General features: G+C 40.4%; 18 protein-coding genes. 4 read left to right on the top strand and 14 right to left on the bottom strand.

The features are described from left to right. A partial coding sequence (locus tag QAI40_RS13085) for a TRAP transporter permease (protein WP_304511663.1) occupies positions 1-1,283 on the top strand: 1,283 nt, incomplete at its 5' end. Positions 1,284-1,427: 144 nt separating this feature from the next. Beyond that, positions 1,428-1,880 (top strand): MarR family winged helix-turn-helix transcriptional regulator, encoded by a 453-nt coding sequence (locus tag QAI40_RS13080; RefSeq protein ID WP_299977909.1) that lies wholly within the window; start codon positions 1,428-1,430, stop codon positions 1,878-1,880. Between the two features lie 9 nt (positions 1,881-1,889). Here the strand turns inward: QAI40_RS13080 and QAI40_RS13075 are convergent, their stop codons facing one another. Further along, entirely contained in the window at positions 1,890-2,528 is a 639-nt protein-coding gene (locus tag QAI40_RS13075) for a response regulator (RefSeq protein ID WP_299977906.1), read from the bottom strand. Between the two features lie 3 nt (positions 2,529-2,531). Next, entirely contained in the window at positions 2,532-4,685 is a 2,154-nt protein-coding gene (locus tag QAI40_RS13070; protein ID WP_299977903.1) for a sensor histidine kinase, read from the bottom strand. A 103-nt stretch (positions 4,686-4,788) separates the two neighbouring features. Here QAI40_RS13070 and QAI40_RS13065 point away from each other — a divergent pair, with 103 nt between their 5' ends. Both QAI40_RS13065 and thpR read left to right on the top strand, forming a co-directional pair. Then, complete coding sequence (locus QAI40_RS13065) at positions 4,789-5,073, top strand: MoaD/ThiS family protein (RefSeq protein WP_299977901.1); 285 nt, start codon at positions 4,789-4,791, stop codon at positions 5,071-5,073. Then, complete coding sequence (gene thpR / locus QAI40_RS13060; RefSeq protein ID WP_299977898.1) at positions 5,073-5,657, top strand: RNA 2',3'-cyclic phosphodiesterase; 585 nt, start codon at positions 5,073-5,075, stop codon at positions 5,655-5,657. Before QAI40_RS13065 ends, thpR begins: the two co-directional genes overlap by 1 nt. Position 5,658: 1 nt before the next feature. Here the strand turns inward: thpR and QAI40_RS13055 are convergent, their stop codons facing one another. The 12 genes from QAI40_RS13055 to QAI40_RS13000 form a co-directional block, all read right to left on the bottom strand. After that, positions 5,659-7,122, bottom strand: coding sequence for a cobyric acid synthase (locus tag QAI40_RS13055; protein WP_299977895.1), 1,464 nt, complete (start codon positions 7,120-7,122; stop codon positions 5,659-5,661). Continuing rightward, positions 7,119-7,631 (bottom strand): cob(I)yrinic acid a,c-diamide adenosyltransferase, encoded by a 513-nt coding sequence (locus QAI40_RS13050; RefSeq protein ID WP_299977892.1) that lies wholly within the window; start codon positions 7,629-7,631, stop codon positions 7,119-7,121. Before QAI40_RS13050 ends, QAI40_RS13055 begins: the two co-directional genes overlap by 4 nt. A 28-nt stretch (positions 7,632-7,659) precedes the next feature. Next, positions 7,660-8,448 (bottom strand): precorrin-3B C(17)-methyltransferase, encoded by a 789-nt coding sequence (cobJ, locus tag QAI40_RS13045; RefSeq protein ID WP_299977889.1) that lies wholly within the window; start codon positions 8,446-8,448, stop codon positions 7,660-7,662. Then, entirely contained in the window at positions 8,445-9,506 is a 1,062-nt protein-coding gene (locus QAI40_RS13040; RefSeq protein ID WP_299977887.1) for a cobalt-precorrin 5A hydrolase, read from the bottom strand. Before QAI40_RS13040 ends, cobJ begins: the two co-directional genes overlap by 4 nt. Then, the gene (cobM, locus tag QAI40_RS13035) at positions 9,481-10,260 is read right to left on the bottom strand and encodes a precorrin-4 C(11)-methyltransferase (RefSeq protein ID WP_299977884.1); all 780 of its coding nucleotides are present in this window, start codon (positions 10,258-10,260) and stop codon (positions 9,481-9,483) included. The genes QAI40_RS13040 and cobM overlap by 26 nt, the downstream gene beginning before the upstream one ends. Continuing rightward, a complete protein-coding gene (cbiE, locus tag QAI40_RS13030) occupies positions 10,247-11,503 on the bottom strand; it encodes a precorrin-6y C5,15-methyltransferase (decarboxylating) subunit CbiE (protein WP_299977881.1) in 1,257 nt (418 codons plus the stop codon). Before cbiE ends, cobM begins: the two co-directional genes overlap by 14 nt. A gap of 1 nt (position 11,504) precedes the next feature. After that, a complete protein-coding gene (locus QAI40_RS13025) occupies positions 11,505-12,560 on the bottom strand; it encodes a nucleoside recognition protein (protein WP_299977878.1) in 1,056 nt (351 codons plus the stop codon). Continuing rightward, positions 12,557-13,261, bottom strand: a complete 705-nt coding sequence (gene cobI, locus QAI40_RS13020; RefSeq protein WP_299977875.1) for a precorrin-2 C(20)-methyltransferase — start codon at positions 13,259-13,261, stop codon at positions 12,557-12,559. The genes QAI40_RS13025 and cobI overlap by 4 nt, the downstream gene beginning before the upstream one ends. Continuing rightward, on the bottom strand, positions 13,261-14,118 hold the full coding sequence (locus QAI40_RS13015) for an ABC transporter substrate-binding protein (protein WP_299977872.1): 858 nt from the start codon (positions 14,116-14,118) through the stop codon (positions 13,261-13,263). The genes cobI and QAI40_RS13015 overlap by 1 nt, the downstream gene beginning before the upstream one ends. A gap of 64 nt (positions 14,119-14,182) precedes the next feature. After that, complete coding sequence (locus QAI40_RS13010) at positions 14,183-14,962, bottom strand: ABC transporter ATP-binding protein (RefSeq protein WP_299977869.1); 780 nt, start codon at positions 14,960-14,962, stop codon at positions 14,183-14,185. A gap of 4 nt (positions 14,963-14,966) precedes the next feature. Beyond that, a complete protein-coding gene (locus QAI40_RS13005; protein WP_331520853.1) occupies positions 14,967-16,013 on the bottom strand; it encodes a FecCD family ABC transporter permease in 1,047 nt (348 codons plus the stop codon). 14 nt (positions 16,014-16,027) lie between these two features. Then, positions 16,028-16,987, bottom strand: a complete 960-nt coding sequence (locus QAI40_RS13000; RefSeq protein WP_299977866.1) for a sirohydrochlorin cobaltochelatase — start codon at positions 16,985-16,987, stop codon at positions 16,028-16,030. Between the last annotated feature and the right edge of the window lie 160 nt (positions 16,988-17,147).

Below are 17,147 nucleotides of genomic sequence, written 5' to 3'. Positions count from 1 at the left end.
AATTATGTGTGAGTATTTTTTATAAAAGCGATGGTGTTTTCGGGATCATGGCAAATGTACTTGCAACCTATGTAATATTATTTGTTCTTTTTGGAGCATTTTTAGAAAAATGTGGTGCCCAGAAATTTTTTATTGACTGGCCCCTTGCTGCAGTGGGTCATACAATCGGCGGGCCTGCCAAGGTTTCGGTTATTGCATCAGGACTTTTTGGTTCTATTTCAGGATCAGCCATTGCAAACGTTGTTTCCACAGGCATGTTTACCATTCCCATGATGAAAAAAGCAGGATTTAAACCCCATATCGCCGGAGGAATAGAACCTGCGGCTTCCATAGGCGGAATGTTCATGCCCCCGATTATGGGGGCCGGTGGATTTATCATGGCAGAGCTCACAGGTCTACCCTATTCTAAAATCATGCTTGTGGCAATATTTCCTGCCTTGATGTATTTTTTCAGTGTTTTCTGTATGGTCCATTATCATGCCAAGATACATAATATTGTGGGTGAAAAATCAGAAGTTTCGGCCATGGAAATTTTTAAGAAAGAATGGTTTTATATGATTCCTTTGATTGTTATCACCATTTTTATGCTCTATGGATTTTCTCCCGGATATTCAGCCATTCTGGGGCTTGTCTCATGTATTGTCATCAGTTATGCCAGAAAAGAGACAAGGATCGGTCCCAAAAGATTTGTTCTAGCTTCAAGAGAAGGGACTGTAAACAGCCTCAAGATTGGTGCTACCGTGGGTATTATCGGTATTATCATCGGAGTTTTGACTTTCTCGGGCCTGGTGCTTACCTTTGCCGATATTATGATAGAGCTGGCCGGTGGTTCTTTATTGCTGACCATTTTTCTGATTGCCCTTGCATCCCTTGTACTGGGGATGGGAGTGCCGGTAACTGCAGCTTATCTCATCACAGCCGTCGTTGCTGTTCCAGCTCTCACCCATCTGGGAGTAAATCAGCTTGCCGCCCATATGATTGTTTACTGGCTGTCACAGGATTCCAATATAACACCGCCGGTCTGCATTGCTGCATTTGCCGGTGCAACCATTGCAAAAGCCAACATGTGGAAAACAGCCTTTACATCGTTTAAGTTTGCAAAATTTTTATACCTGGGCCCCATTCTTTTCGGATATGTACCAGGGTTTTCCCTTGATGGCAGTTCAACGGATATTATTAAAGCCTTTGTGTTAATCTTGTTCGGAACCTGGGCCTATTCATGGTTACTCAGCGGTATCTGGATTGGTACTATAAAAGGTTTTTTTAAGAAAACCCCGGAATAAATTTTTTTTAGCCTATTTTAGCCGTAAAGAAATTAAATCGCCCTTGATATTCTATCCTTATCAGGGGGGGGCGACATTTCTATTTTCATATTATTGGAAAAAATTAGTTGCATCATCAACGATTGTGAGATAAGAAATATCCATATGGAAACATTTGAGAAAGTCATTGATTCGTCTATTGCATATTTAGTGGGCCGAACATCCAGATCAATTATTAAAAGGCTAACCAAAAAATTTTCAGATGCCGAGTTTGACGTGAGCTATGAACAGTGGAGCATCCTTGTTCATTTGTATCGAAAAGACGGGCAGACCCAGCAAGAGCTTTCCAATATAGCGGTAAAAGACAAGGCTGCCATTACAAGGCTTTTAAATGTTCTGGAAAAAAAGAATATTGTGTTAAGAATACCGGACAGGAATGATAAGCGAAGCAAACTTGTCTATCTGACCAATAAAGCCAAAGACTTTAAACCAGAGTTGATTGCTGTTGTTGAAGAATTGTTAGAGGAGGCGGAACAGGGAATTCCTCTGGAAGAAATGGCTCGATGCAAAACCACTTTAAATAAAATATTTTCTAATTTTGACCGGCTGAATCAGTGAAGCGTTAATCTACAATTCCACCAGTTTGTTTTGAATGGCATATCTGGACAATTCGGCATTGTTTCTTAAATTCAGTTTTTTTAATATCCGTGATCGATAAGTGTCAACCGTTTTTATACTGATGTTATAGGATGTAGCGATTTCTCTGTTTGTCGAACCCATGGCAAGTTTTCGTAATACTTGAAGCTCTCTCATGGACAGAGATTCTGTAAGGCTTCCACTTTTATTTCCACGGATCACTCTAAGGGCCAGAGCTTCACTTGCCTTTTCCGTTAAGTATCTTCCTCCGGAATGGATTTTTTTTACGGCCGCCACTAGCTGTTCAGGAGCAGACTGTTTTGTGACATACCCCAGAGCACCTGCTTCTATTGCCCTGATAACATATTGCTCTTCATCATGCATGGTCAAAATAAGGACAGGCACATCCGAACCATAACGGGTTAGTCTGGTCACCACCTCAAGTCCATCTATACCCGGCATGGAAATATCAATCACAGCCACATCGGGTTTTTTATTCATAGCCTCATCCAAAGCGGTTTCCCCGTCTGCTGCTTCGGCAATTACTTCAATTTCATTGCTGTCTTCCAGAACTTTTCTTAAGCCTTCCCTGACAATAGTGTGGTCATCTGCAAGAAGTACTTTAATCATGGATTATCCTTTCACTTTTACTTTACAGCAAATACTTGTACCTTCGGACAATCGGGAAGATATGTCAAGTTTTCCGCCGACAAGATTGGCCCGTTCTCTCATCCCCTCAAGTCCGAATCCATTAACTTTATTGCCATTACCAGCATCAAAGCCACACCCGTTATCCTGAATGACCAGAATGATTCCCTCTTCATCGTTTTTAAGTTCAAGCGTAATGGTGGTGGCATTTGAGTGCTTAAGGGAGTTGGTCACAGCTTCCTGGCCAATTCTGTATAATGCTGTTGCAAGGGTGTCATTGATTTTGGGAATTTTATCATTCTTGAATACACAGGAAACATTAGAGCGCTTTTCAAAATCTGAGAGCAATGACTCCAGTGCATCGACAAGTCCCAGGTCATCCAGCACTCTTGGTCTTAAGCGATAGGCCATATCTCTTACATCATTAATGGTATCATCGATTAAGGAACACATTTTCTCTGCCCTGTTTCCCGCACTTTTATCAATATCAGTTAAATATTTTTCAACCCATACCGCATCAATGCGAAGGGCGGTTAACACCTGCCCCAGATGATCGTGAAGTTCCCCTGCAACCAGTGCTTTTTCCCTTTCCTGGGAGGTAATAATATTTTTGGACAGATTTTTCAGACTATCCTGGCTTTTCTCAAGCTGGGCTGTTCTCTTTTTCACCTGTTGTTCCAGATCAAGGGAATATTGCGACAGCTTTTCCTTGGCAAGTTGGAGATCTTTTTGAGTCCTATTTTTTTCCGTTACATCCACGCTTACGGCCAGGGATCGGAGAATATCATTTTTTTCATCCCTGACCCCATAGGCGGATAGCATAATATCCATTTTTTCTCCGTTTTTTTTGGCATAGGTATAGGGAATATCCTTGCAGAATCCGGTACTGAAGAATTTGGGAAAGATCACATCGATTGCATACTTTTGTGATTCAGGGGTAAAAAAACTGATAAGTTTTTTGCCAATGACATCTTCCCTTTTATATCCCATTACCTCCACCCAATGATCAGATACCCGGATAATTTTTCCTTTTGTGTCAATTGAATGAAGCATGACCGGGGTTTTATGGTAGATATGCCGGTACCGCTCTTCACTGAGCCGAAGTTCTTCTTCTACTTTTTTGCGTTTTGTAATTTCCTGGATTCCCAACTGGTAAAGAATCAGGACCAGAATACCGGTCAGGATTAATATAAAAGAGACAATCGGCCCGATAACCCTGACAAAGGGCTCGGATACCTGCTTTTCAATTCCTTTATAATTTCTTAAATTAACAATTTTCCAGCCGGGATAATTTTTAACATTAAGGCTGGTAAACAGGTATTGTGTATTGTTTTTGTCTGTTACATAATCGGTTTGGTTTTTTGAAAAACCGGTCCAGACCCAGGGGCCATTGCCAAATTGTCTTGAATTTTCTATCGCATCAATTTTTTTTTCAGTAATTTCCCATAAAAGTTTAAACTTAAAGGAGTCCTTGTTGGAGATGAAAATAACACCATTAGGATCAACAAAAAGGAGTGTGTTATCAGATTTTGGAAACAGCTTTGTTTCAACAAATTCCACCGAAGCCTTGATAATGGCAACCCCAAGGATAGATCCATGGCTTTCATCATAAACCGGGTGAGAGTAATAAACGCCCCTTTTCCTGGAAGTGGTGCCAAGAGCAAGATAGGTTGCAGGGTTGCCATTGATGGCCTTTTTATAGTAGGGTCTGAAAGAAAAATTTTTTCCCACAAAACTGTCTTTGGCATTTCGATTGCTTGAACATAACGTAATTCCATTTTTATCCATGAGATAGCTGACTTCAAGATCAAGGGATTTTGTAAAATTATCAAGGATTTGGTTGGCTTGGTAAATCGATTCCAGATTGGTGTCTTTAAGGGCTGTTTTTAATTCTTTTATGCCCGAAAGAGTTTTAACCGGTTTGATATGTTCGGAAAGATAAGAGGACAGATGATCTGTCAAAAGTTTCATCTTGGAATAAGCATCGGCTTCCGTTTTTTGAAAGGCAGCTTTTTTAAAAGAGTGATAATATAAGAGCCCGCCGGCTGAAACCGATAAAAATGCAAACAGAGCCAATATCAATATAATGATTCGAAGTCGCATGAAAAGAAGTATATCTGCATGGCTTAATTTTTTCAATGACTTTGCCAGCAGGCCGTTTAAAAATCATTGTGAATTTGTAAGATCCCTTATATTATACGTTATAATGGTTTGCCGTAAATAATAACGAAAGGGGCAGTATATGCCAATCATCACATTTAATGCATTTTCGTTTTTACAGAAAAAGCTTAAGGAAAAACACATTGAATATTCTAATGTGACCATGAAGCTGAAACAGGGAACCCATGCAAAGGATTTAATCAGGCAGGTTCAATTAGAATCTGAAGATGTTGAGGTCGTGTTTATTAATGGAAAGGTCGCCTCTTTTGATACGATTATTCAGGATAGTGACCGTGTGGCCTTAATACCACCTGGAACCCCGGGACCTTACAGAGTTCTGCTTGGGTTCAAAAATAAAAAAGTATAGTGAATGATGACAACAGCCATATCCGTGCATTTATTGCCATATCTCTTCCAAAAGAGATAAAAAAAGAATTACATGGCCTTCAGGAGCAATTACGAAAATCAGGCATTAAGGCCTCCTGGCCAAAGCCCGAAGCCATGCATTTAACTTTGAAGTTTTTTGGGAATATAAATATCAGTAAGATTGATGCCGTTAAGACATGCATGACCAAGGCGGTAACAGGTGTATCAATACATTCCTTGTACGTCTCGGGGATAGGGGTGTTCCCGTCGGTAAAAAAAGCCAGAGTCATCTGGTCCGGGACAAAGGGGCAGACAAATGTTTTAGAAAAACTTGCCAATCGGTTGGAGGTTACCCTTTTTGAGGATATGGGAATAAAAAAGGAAAATAAAAGTTTTTTGCCCCACTTGACAGTGGCAAGAATTAAAAAATCAATTTTTCCAAAAACAATGATCAAGCTGATACAGGAGTTTAAAAATTTTCATTCCGAGGATTTTTTTGTTTCCGAGATTAAATTTTTTCAAAGCGAATTAACATCCTCCGGTGCGATTCATAAAATAATTTTTTCAATACCATTTAAACATTAATTTAAAATATATGACTCATATCAATATGGGCTTCAAAATGCTCTTTTAAAAGGAGATAGTCCCTCTCTTTTAAGGAGCGCATGTCATCACATGGATAATTGCCGCCCAATTCTATTGTTTTTAACCATTTTAACAAAATTTGCGATGAATCAAAAAAACCATGCATGTATGTTCCGGCAAGCCTGCCATCCTCCGACATGCAGCCATCTGTGTCAGTACAGGGCGTGCAATTTCTGGAACTGATTTCAAGCAGGGAGGCACCCGCACTTAAGGATGTATAACCCATGTGAATCTCATACCCTTTGCCTTTGGCGTCTTCCCAATGAAAATCGCTTAAAGTTGTTGTTTTTGGCGCCTTTAATACGGTTTGAACTGGCAAAAGATTGAGAGCTTTCGTTCTTCCCGGTGTACCTTCAAGCCCGTCGGGGTCATCGACAAATTCGCCCAGCATTTGATATCCACCGCAAATACCGAAAATATATCCCTTTGAGTGATAATATTCTTCAAGGGGTCCTTTGAATTTGTTTATTAACCACTCAAGATCTGCCCGGGTATTTTTTGAGCCCGGTATAATTACCGCCTTAAATCTGGACAGATGATTTGGCCTGTCAATAAAAATGGTTTGAATTCCCTTTATTTTTGACAGGGCATGAAAATCTGTAAAATTTGCAATATGTGGCAGCCGGATAATCCCAATTGCCGGCATATCGGGCTTGAAGTCTTTGAAATTATTGCATTCTTCAATCTCAACAGAATCTTCAGCATCAATTTTGAAATGTGTATACCAGGGCAGAACACCCAACACCTTTTTGCCGGTCTCCTTTTCAATCCAGGTAACCCCATCCTTAAACAAGTCAATATCCCCTCTGAATCGGTTAATAATGAATCCTTTAACCATATCCCGATACATTTTCGGGAGACACTCAAGGGTTCCGATAATTTGTGCAAACACACCTCCCCTGTGGATATCCGCAGCAAGGATAACATCTGCATCGGCATATTCTGCCATGGCAAAATTCACTATGTCACTGGGCATCAGGTTGACTTCGGCACACGACCCGGCGCCCTCCAGGATGATCCGATCATGGATCTGTTCAAGGCGGTCAAAGGCTTCGCAGGCCTTTTTAAAATAAAATCCTTTGTTCCTGTGGTAATCCATGGCAGTATGATTACCATAGACCTTTCCGTTGAGGATGACCTGGGATTGCTTCTCTCCCGTCGGTTTTAAAAGAATGGGATTCATATTGACGTGGGGAGGAATTTTTGCGGCCTCTGCCTGAACAATCTGGGCCCGTCCCATTTCAAGGCCTTCCGGGGTAATGCCCGAGTTATTGGACATATTTTGAGCTTTGAAGGGCGCAACCTTAACACCCCTGTCTGCAAGGGATCTGCAAAGAGCGGCGGCAATAATACTTTTTCCAACATCAGAGCCGGTTCCAAGAATGGCAATATTTTTTTTCATCATTTTTCGATTCCAACCCTGGCGGCCACGCCTTTTTTATAATAATGTTTGATTTCTTTCATTTCCGTAACAAGATCCGCTTTTTCAATCACTTTGTCAGTTGCTCCCCGTCCCGTGATCACCAGTTCAACATTTTCGGGCTTCATATCTATCAATGCCAGGAGTTCTTCTTCGGAAATGAGATTGCACATGACAGCGACATTAGCTTCTTCGGCAATGATCACATCATGTTTGTTTTCTTTTAAAAGTTCACATAACTTGAGATACCCTGCAGCGCCAGCAGCAATATCTTCATCAGATGGTTTTCCTTTAACAAATTTCCCAAGGCCGTATTGTTCAACTATGATATTGTCAAACCGGGATAAGGCTTTGATTTCAGAGTAATTCCCCTTTTTTAAAAACTGAATAATATAGACCTTAAGGCCTGCACCAGCAGCCCTGAGGGCAAGCCCAAGGCTTGCTGTTGTTTTCCCCTTGCCATTGCCTGTGTATATTTGAACATACCCTTTCATATATGGCTCCCTAATATTTTGTCTATCTTCAAATTTCATATTTTTTTGAATAGCCTCTGGGTGTAAACAGAAAATCGAGATATCTTAGCGAAGCACTGGAGCCGATAAACAGAATCGTCTGCATTCCGACATCAGCCTTATCTAGTTGATCCAGGCTTGTAAAAGAAATGCGTTGATTCTCCCTCATGGCCCCTGTGACAATTCCAACGGGAGTTGCCGCATCCCTGTGTTCCAGCATAAGTTCTTGAGCCCTTTTTAACTGCCAATCCCTTTTTTTGCTTTTAGGATTATACAACACTATGACAAAGTCTGCCATGGCTGCGCAAGTCAACCGATTTTCAATTTTTTCCCAGGGAGTCAGAAGGTCGCTTAGGGAGATGGCTGCAAAATCATGGGTCAACGGTGCTCCGACCAATGCTGCGCCAGCTGCCAGAGCCGGAATCCCCGGAACAATTTCAAGGAACAGACCGCTGTCGCTATCAGGATGATTTTCTTTGTTTCGGGTTCTTACAAGTTTTATATTACGCTGTTTACAGATTTCAAAAACAAGACCTGCCATGGCATAAATACCTGGATCTCCGCCTGAAACAAGGGCGCATGATTTTCCGGTCAATGCCTGTTCGATTGCTTTTTCAACTCTCTCCACCTCTTTCATCATACCGGTTGAAATAATTTGTTTGTCTTTGAGGAGATCAGCAATTAACTCAATATAGGTCGTGTATCCTGCTACGCAATCGACCTGTTTTATAATCTCAACCGCCCTCCCAGACATATAGGCAATGTCTCCGGGACCTGTACCGATAACATAAAGTGTCATGTTTTTATTGCCACAGCTATGGTGACATCCTTGTTTTTCTTTTTTGGAACAATCAGTTTCCCGCTGCCGGCTGACAGAATCGCTGCTGCTTCGCATACACTCTTAACTCCTAAATGTTTCTCTGCCATCTTTGATGGCGTCATAATTGTCTTAACCGAGTTCAATTTTTTTTTGTCGTAAAAATCTATTTGAATTTTCATTGCTTTTGAAAGAGCCAATAAACCGGTTTCATCTTTTTTGATGTTTATTGTTGCAAATCGGCAAATGCTGTTAACGGACAACCCTTCTTTTTTAAAAACCATAAATAAAAATTGTTTTAGTTTTTCACAGCTTGTTCCCCTATTGCATCCAATGCCGACACTTAAAACAGGAGGTCTTAAAATTAGAGTTTCACGTGAAACGTCTTTGGCCTCGCATGAACAGAATATTTTTCCTGTTGCACCATCCTTTTGGTTTTTATTCGTCCAAAATGTTTTCGTCAATTTTTTTTTAATGAATCCGAAAGGATCATATAAATTTACAGGCTTCCCCGTAAGAAAAGCCATGTTAATTACTTTGATGTTTTGCGGGGTCTCGATATAAAGGTGCCCGTCCTTTGCAATCAGATCAATGGATGGAAGCAGGTTGGTGTCTGTTGCTGTGGTAATAACAGGTGTTGCATTAATGATGGCAGCAATTTTTTTTGTTAGAGCATTGGCTCCCCCCAGATGTCCTGATATGAGACTGATGGCATAATTTCCATTGTCATCTACCACTACAACGGCGGGGTCAATAGTTTTTGATTCCAGTAAGGGGGCAATGATTCGAACCGCAATGCCGGTTGAAAATATAAAAACATGTCCCCGAAATTTATTAAATTGTTGATGGATCTCTTTAGATAGTTTTTCAAACGTGAATGTATCCTTATCAAGTTGATTGCCGCCCCAAATTTTGACAGAAGCAAAAAGGACTGAACCCTTTAACACGTTCTGGATATTTTGGGCAAGCACCTTGCCATTGGGTGTAATGCTCCAGATGGCAATGGGTTCTGTTTTATTTTTCTGCGGTTCTATATCCATGTGAGAATGTTGAATCATATAATTTTGATTTTAAGATATCATTTTTCTTAATGCTTGCTTCAACTGATTTCCCGACAATGATCAAGGCATGCCTTGTGATCTGATTGTCTTCACAGGTTTTTACAAGCAGTTTTATTTTAGTATAAATTATTTTTTCTTCTGGATGGCTCACTTTATAAGCGACAGCACAAAGCGATTCTTTGCCGTAATGTCTTTCCAGAATTTTTTGAACTTTCTGAGCATGGCTGATGCTCAGATATATGGCCATGGAAGCCTTATGAGATGCCAGTTTTTCAAGGGCTTCCGATTCAGGGACCGGTGTTCTTCCGGATATCCTTGTCAGAATCAAGGTCTGGGTTACTTCAGGAAGTGTATATTCCATGTTCATTTTCGAAGATGCTGCAAATGCTGCCGTAACACCGGGAATAACCTCATATGGAATATTCAATTTTTCAAGATCCCTCATTTGTTCAAAAATAGCACCATATAAGGAGGGGTCGCCTGTATGGAGACGAACAATTTTTTTCCCTTTGGCATGATACGCTTTTATGGTATCAATAATCTGAGGAAGGTCCATATTGGCGCTTGATTTTGTCTCAGTATCCTTGCCTTTCCATCGCAGCACAGCTTTAGGCACCAAAGATCCCGCATAAATGATAAGATCCGCCGCTTTCAGCGCATTCATGGATTTGATAGTGATGAGATCAGGATCGCCAGGCCCGGCACCTGCAAAAATAACTTTATTTTTTTTCATATTCTTGCCCTATTTTAGGTTTTAATCCTGAAATGATCCAAACCGGGTTTAATGCTTCAAGCCGATCCCCAAACGGCATGCCTTTTGATCTGGATACCTGAATCTGTACAATGTGAGGATCAAATTTATATTCTTTTAAGAGCCTTAAAGCGGTTTCAAGATTTTGCAGCAATACAGTATTAATCACAATAATTCCAAAGGGAGCAAGCTTGTCGCAGGATACTTTTATAATTTGCCCAAGGTTTTCCCCTCCCCCGCCGATAAAAATCCGGTCCGGTGTCTTCAACTCTTCGATCCCTTCGGGAAAGGCTGCATTTAATACCTTCATATTGGAGCAGTTAAAATTTTTAATATTGTGAACGATATCTGAAATTCTTCCCGGATGCTTTTCTATGGCATATACGTGACCCAGAGGAATCTGAAGTGAAGCTTCGATACCAATGGAACCCGAGCCGGACCCAATATCCCAGAATACATGATCTTTTTCGATCAATTTTAATTTAGACAGGGTAATGCTTCGGATCTCGGATTTTGTTATCAGCCCTTTTGAATGCTTAAATAAGGAATCCTCCATGCCGATATATGTTTCATGTGGAAAACTGCTTTTTTTCTTCAGTTTTTTTTGGAGGATGACAATATTGGGCTGGGAAAAGGTTTGTTTGGCTATCAAATCAAGGTTTTCAAACCATGTTATCTTTTCCCTATCCCTGTCCCCAAGTTTTTCTAAAACACAAAATTTGAAATCATACAGGCTTTCTTTTATTAATTCTGCTGCGATAAAGTGCGGGTCCATTTCCGGGTCTGTCAAAAATGCTATTTTATTTTCATCCACAAGTCTTGAAAATGAGAAGGATTTTTTTTGTTTCCCGTGAAGGCTGATGATTTTCGCATCGTGCCAGGGCTCTTTTATTGCTGCAAAAGCAGCAGAGACAGAAGAGATATTTGAATAAATGTTCAACTGTTTTTTGTCAAAGTACTGAGCCAATGTGGAACCGATGCCGTAAAACAAGGGATCCCCGGAAGCCAGAACAACAATTTTGTAGCGGCTCATTTTTTCTTTAATGGCTTCAACAATACTGTTGATATGGCCCTTGATGGGAATCATTTCTTTTTTGGGGTAGTTAAACATCTCAAGATGTCGCTCTCCGCCAACCAGCACATCGCAGTCTTTGATTAACCCCAGATGTTTTTGAGTAAGGTCTTCTTTACCTTGACCGATACCGATAACGTCTATTGAATTCATATTATGCCACCATATAGTAAAGGGTTCCCATTAATAGGATACTCAATACTCTGAATACCTGACCCGATAATAACAGTTGCAGCCCCATTTTGGGAGAAAAAATTCCCATATACCTCGGCAGTTGATGACGAAGCGCTCTGATGGGAAATGCAAGAATATTTCCGAGCAACAGGGCAATGACTGTCTGCTTGACATTGATCACACCCGCATCCATTAATGCTCCGGCAGCTGCAAATCCTGATGTAAACTCAGCCGCAAAGCTTAAAATAACAACAGATAGGGATTCGACCGGCATGATGGTGAGAGTTACAAAATCGGATAGAGCCATATTCAAATAATTAAAGAATCCGATTAGATTAAGTATAAAAACAAGGGTATATATTGGTAAGACCCAGATAATAATGTTTGTTAACCGCCCGGGCAGTTTTGATTTTATTTTGTTCAATATGGCTGTAAGGTCTTTTTTGTTTTCTTTTCCAAGAGGCACAGTATGGACGTCTTCTCTGTCGACATTAGGATGTTTTTTCAGGTATAATCGGCCGAACATAAGAAAGCAAATGGTCCTGAAAAGAGTTGCCAGAAAAGTGATAACAAAATAGAGGATGCCTGCAGTGCCGGTTAAGGGCAAAACGATAAACACCGTTGTCGGCAGGTGCAGGAAAAAGGCCGGGAACTGGTTTACATAATTTGATAAAAACAATTGCATCTTACTGATCTTACGGTCTTCGTAAAAGTCCAACAGCATGGCATTGGCAGCTGCACCGGAGATAAAAGCTGTTGTAAAGGCGGCACTGCACTGGTTTCCAAGATTAGAGAACCGAAAGAAAGGCCTGGCAAGAACGGCAACCTGCCGGGTCCAGCCAAAATTTTCAATCAGTTGCCCGGCCAAAAGTCCGATGGAAATGAACAAGAGAAGCCTTAATAAGGGTATCCCAAGCTTTTGTATGCAGACAGCAAGGGTGATGGTTTCAAAATAGATTAAACTGAAAAGCAAACAAGCCAGTGTAAAGAGTACGGAAAACCCAAGATTTTTATATTTTATTTGTTTGCGTTTCATTTAGAAGCCAATATCAATGTCCAGTAATCAGGTGCTCTTTTTTCTAGTTTATCAAGGTCTTCTATGATCTGTTCGTTTTTACGCCCACACTTTGATACAGCCACACATCTGTTGCCAAGACCTGTTTCTTTCAGCGCCTTATTAATATCTTTAATATTTTTATACGCTTTGACTATGGCAACATTTTCAACGCCGTTGATATTTCTTATCCGATCGCCGCCAAAGGCTCCAGAGGTCACAAGCAAAGACTCTTCCCCTTCCACAAGGGTCCTGTTCAGCCGTGCTGACGCAGCATGAAAAGAGGTAATACCCGGGATGGTCTCAATATCCGCTTCCGGCATGATGCAGTCCATTTTCTTTAAAATATAACCAAAGGTGGAATAGGTTGTAGGATCTCCAAGCGTTAAAAAGACCGCATTTTTCCCCTGTTTCAAGCTGAGAGCTATCTGTTTTGCATTATGAATCCAGGCTGTTTCAACTTCTTTGCTATCCTTGGTCATGGGGAAAGACAGTTTTTCAATTCGGGCAGAAGGTGATATATAGGGAGATGCAATCTCAACAGCCAGACTGTATGTGTTTTTTGTCGATGCAGCAGTAAAAATAATATCGGCCTCTTTGATAACCCTGACAGCCTTTACCGTTATCAGTTCAGGGTCTCCAGGGCCAACACCTACACCGAATAGTTTTCCAATGTTTTCCATTATATATCCTCTTTAAATTTCTCTTGAGTGAAAATATCCGGATAAAGGAGCATTCCAATTGATACAATTCCTTTATAAAGCCTGGGTACAGGCCGGGAAACGATATTTTCATCAATTAAATATATGTTGTTATTCTTTATAGCTTTAATTACACTAAATCCGGGTTCTTTTTTTATCTGTTCAATAGTCACAGCGTTCATTACACCTTTTTGGGCAAGGAATACATCTATTTGTGAGGCTTTTGCAAGGATTTGCTCCTTACCATAGATGGCAATATTTGTATTTCTTGATGCCTTTGCATCCGAAGCTACATTGATACCGCCGGCGGTTTCAAGGGCAAAGATGGGCATGGCGCCCTTTGTGAATGTTTTCATCCTCGTGTGAATCGCCTGAAAATAGACTCTTTTTTTGGGTTGAATCCCGTGAGTTTTGACTTTGATTCGAGCTATTTTTTTCTTAAAATCCCGGATCATTTTTTCTGCCTGCTGACCTCTTCCCGTCAACAGTCCTAATTTTAACCAGTAATCATACATTTCTTGAATACTCGACGGCTGGAGGGAAACAACGATGATTCCGGATTTTTCAAGGCGACGGAATAAATTTGGATAGCCATTGTCAATCATCGGCCTGATCAGAACAAGATCGGGCATAAAGGCTAAAAATTTCTCGGGATCATCGTGATAAGAAAACCTTGGTTTTTTGTCAACCTGGGAAGGAAAGGTGTCATTGACGGAAACCCCCAAGATGTGATCATCAAGACCTAAATGATAAAGGTTTTCCGTATGGGCACCGTAGAGAGAAATAATCCTGGTAAAGGGTTTTTCGAAAATAATCTGCCGGTTTTTTTTGTCCGTCAATGTTAATGCAGAACACTTAAGCGAAACAATAAAGACAATAAAAAGGATGATCCCTGTTATGCTTTTAAACCGACGGATAATACACCTGCTTTGCTTTTACATGTTTATTAAACTCAACAATTGATTCCACATTAAAAACATTTTTGATTGTCTGCTGGGAAAGGACATCCTGGGTATTGCCAAATGCTTGTATTTCACCCTCCTTCAACATCAGTAAAGCGTCGGACCAACTGGATGCGAGGTTCAAGTCATGGAATACGCTGATCACAACCTTGTTTTTTTCTTTAACAGATTTTTTTACCAATTGTAGCATTTGCAGGGTATGGCTTATGTCCATATTGGAAAAGGCCTCATCCAGCAGGAGAATCGGTGTATCCTGGCACAAGGCCCTGGCAAATACGCATCGTTGTTTTTCCCCGCCGGACAGTTCATTAATTTTCCTGTCATGTAAATGGCTGATACCACATATTTCCATTGTCGCATCAACCCTATTCAAATCATGGGTTGAAGGATGTGAAAACCTTGGTATGTATGGGTGTCTTCCCATCATTACCACCTCTTTTACACTAAAAGGGAAGTTGATGGTATAGTCCTGAGAAACTAGGGAAATTTTTTTTGAAATTTCCTTTTTTGAAAGAGATAAAATAGGTGCTTCATCAATATCGATATCACCGGCACCGGGTCTTAAAAAGCCTGAAATCAAATCCAAAAGAGTGGTTTTGCCGCTTCCATTGGGACCTAGGATGGAATAAAAATTTCCTGATACAAAGGAACAGCTTGTATTTTTGATAATGATATCATGGTCATAGGCAAAAGAGATGTTATGCAGATTTATCTTCATCATTCACCTATTTAAGCCTGCTTTTTTTAAAGATCCAGCAAAAAACAGGGCCGCCTGTCAAGGCTGTCAAGACGCCAATAGGTATTTCATGGGGAAGGACAGCTCGTGTAATGGTGTCGGCCATTAACAATAAAAAAGCCCCGGCCAGCATGGATAAAGGGATCAGCTTGCGATTATCAGGTCCTGTGACAAATCTTACCATATGGGGTATCAGAAGGCCGACAAATCCAATGATACCCGAGACAGATACACTGATTGCAGCAAGCATTGATCCTGTCACCAACAGGATTAAGGTTACTTTTTTCAGATCAACTCCAAGGCTTGTCGCTGATTTGGCCCCAAGGGAGATCAGGTTTAGATCACGTGCAAAAAATATTGAAATGAAAAGGCCTATCACTAGAAAAATCATAACCGCAAAAAAATCCGGCCATGTTTTGGATGCAAAACTTCCCATAAGCCAGAAAATGATGACGGACACCTGTTCATTGGCAATGAATTTTAAAAAGCTGATACCCGCAGAAAGGATTGCACCTATAATGATTCCAGATAAAATCAGGTTATTGGATGAAAGTCCCGACATTGGATTTTTTGATGAATAGGATAGAAAGATGACAACAAACAGGGTGACACAGGCACCGGTAAAAGCAAATGCAGGAACGGAAACAAAAGCAGCGCTTAGGTTCAATAAAATGGCAATGCTTGCTCCAAATGCAGCGCCTGCGGATACGCCGAGGGTATAAGGGTCTGCAAGGGGGTTTAATAATATCCCTTGAAACAAGCCTCCTGATACAGCAAGGGCAGCTCCAACCGCAGTACAGGTAAGTATCCTTGGAAGTCGTACATCTAATATTACCGCCAAATAGATTTCGTTGGTGTTTTCTATGAAATGAAAATTACCAAAGATTTTTTCTATAAGAATGTTGATGATATCCATCAATGGAATATGAATATATCCCATTGAAAGGGAGGTGAAAATCATTAAAACAAGAATAAGGGAGAAAAGGACCACCAGATATCCTGTCCTCCCTTTTGATATGGCAACCGGTATGCTCAAATTTTTGCCATAATCTACAGGTCAATGCCTGAAGCTTTTGCAGCATCTTTTATATTGGCTATAAAAAGATCTGCGAACTGATTATTAGATCCAAGACCCTGGAGAATTATTTCAATATCAAATCCGGCCTTGCTTAATATGGTTTTCCAGGAGTCATCTTCATCACTGGCCATGTCATTGGTAGCGTGGTCTCCGGCGACAATCATCAATGGCTTTAACAGGATTTTGTCAATTTTAGGAGTATAATGGTTTAGGCTTTTCTTAACATCTTCAATGCCGGGATATCCTTCAACACTCCCAACAAAGGTTTTAACTTCAGGATAAGTCTCTCTCATCAAGTTTTGGAGTTCAATATATATACCCGTAGACCACAATTCATTCCCATGACCCATATAAACAAGGGCAGATCCTTTTTGTTTGGCAAGGGCAATATCGCCGGCAAAAGTTTTTACAGCTCGTTTAAGGTCAACATGATAAGGATATACATCTCCAATAGTACCAAGAGCCGGTCTTCCAAGGGCTATTTTATTAAATGGTTTCCATTTGTTCCTGATGGTCTTGATAGATCTGATGGCATTCACATATTGCATCAAATCATGGTATTGTTCCATGTGGAACAAATGGGTGGGTTGAACGATAACATCCTTAAATCCTTGACTTTTCAGTTCGCCAAAAGTGGTAAGAAGATTCTTTGTAAAGAGAATTTCTTCAGAAATTCCTCTGTCTGACCATTCTTTTGGATTTGTGCTCCTTTTTTCCCAAACCGACCGGATAATATTGGACGTAAACACGACTCTGACTTCGGTGTCGGGAAAAGCCGCCTTTACTCTGGATGTGATATTATTTATGGATTGGACAGCTTTGGGTACGGTAGTTCCAAAGTTGGCTATAATAATGGCGGTTTTTGCATAAAGATGTGAACTAAAGATCAGACCCAGAATGATGATGACCGCAGTAAGCTTAAATTTTTTCATAATATTTCCTCGGTTATTATTAAAGGGTGTTGAAACCATTCAAAATATAGCAGAAATATAATATCCCTATTAAATTTCACCCAATTTTTCAATTTTTTTTTGCTCATATCGTTTGCTATTTCACCTGATTTTGTTTTTAGCCTTTTAAAATCTCATATTA

The organism is Desulfobacula sp. (assembly GCF_030611305.1).
Lineage (GTDB): Bacteria > Desulfobacterota > Desulfobacteria > Desulfobacterales > Desulfobacteraceae > Desulfobacula.
This window is presented reverse-complemented; position numbering and strand designations above follow the sequence as displayed.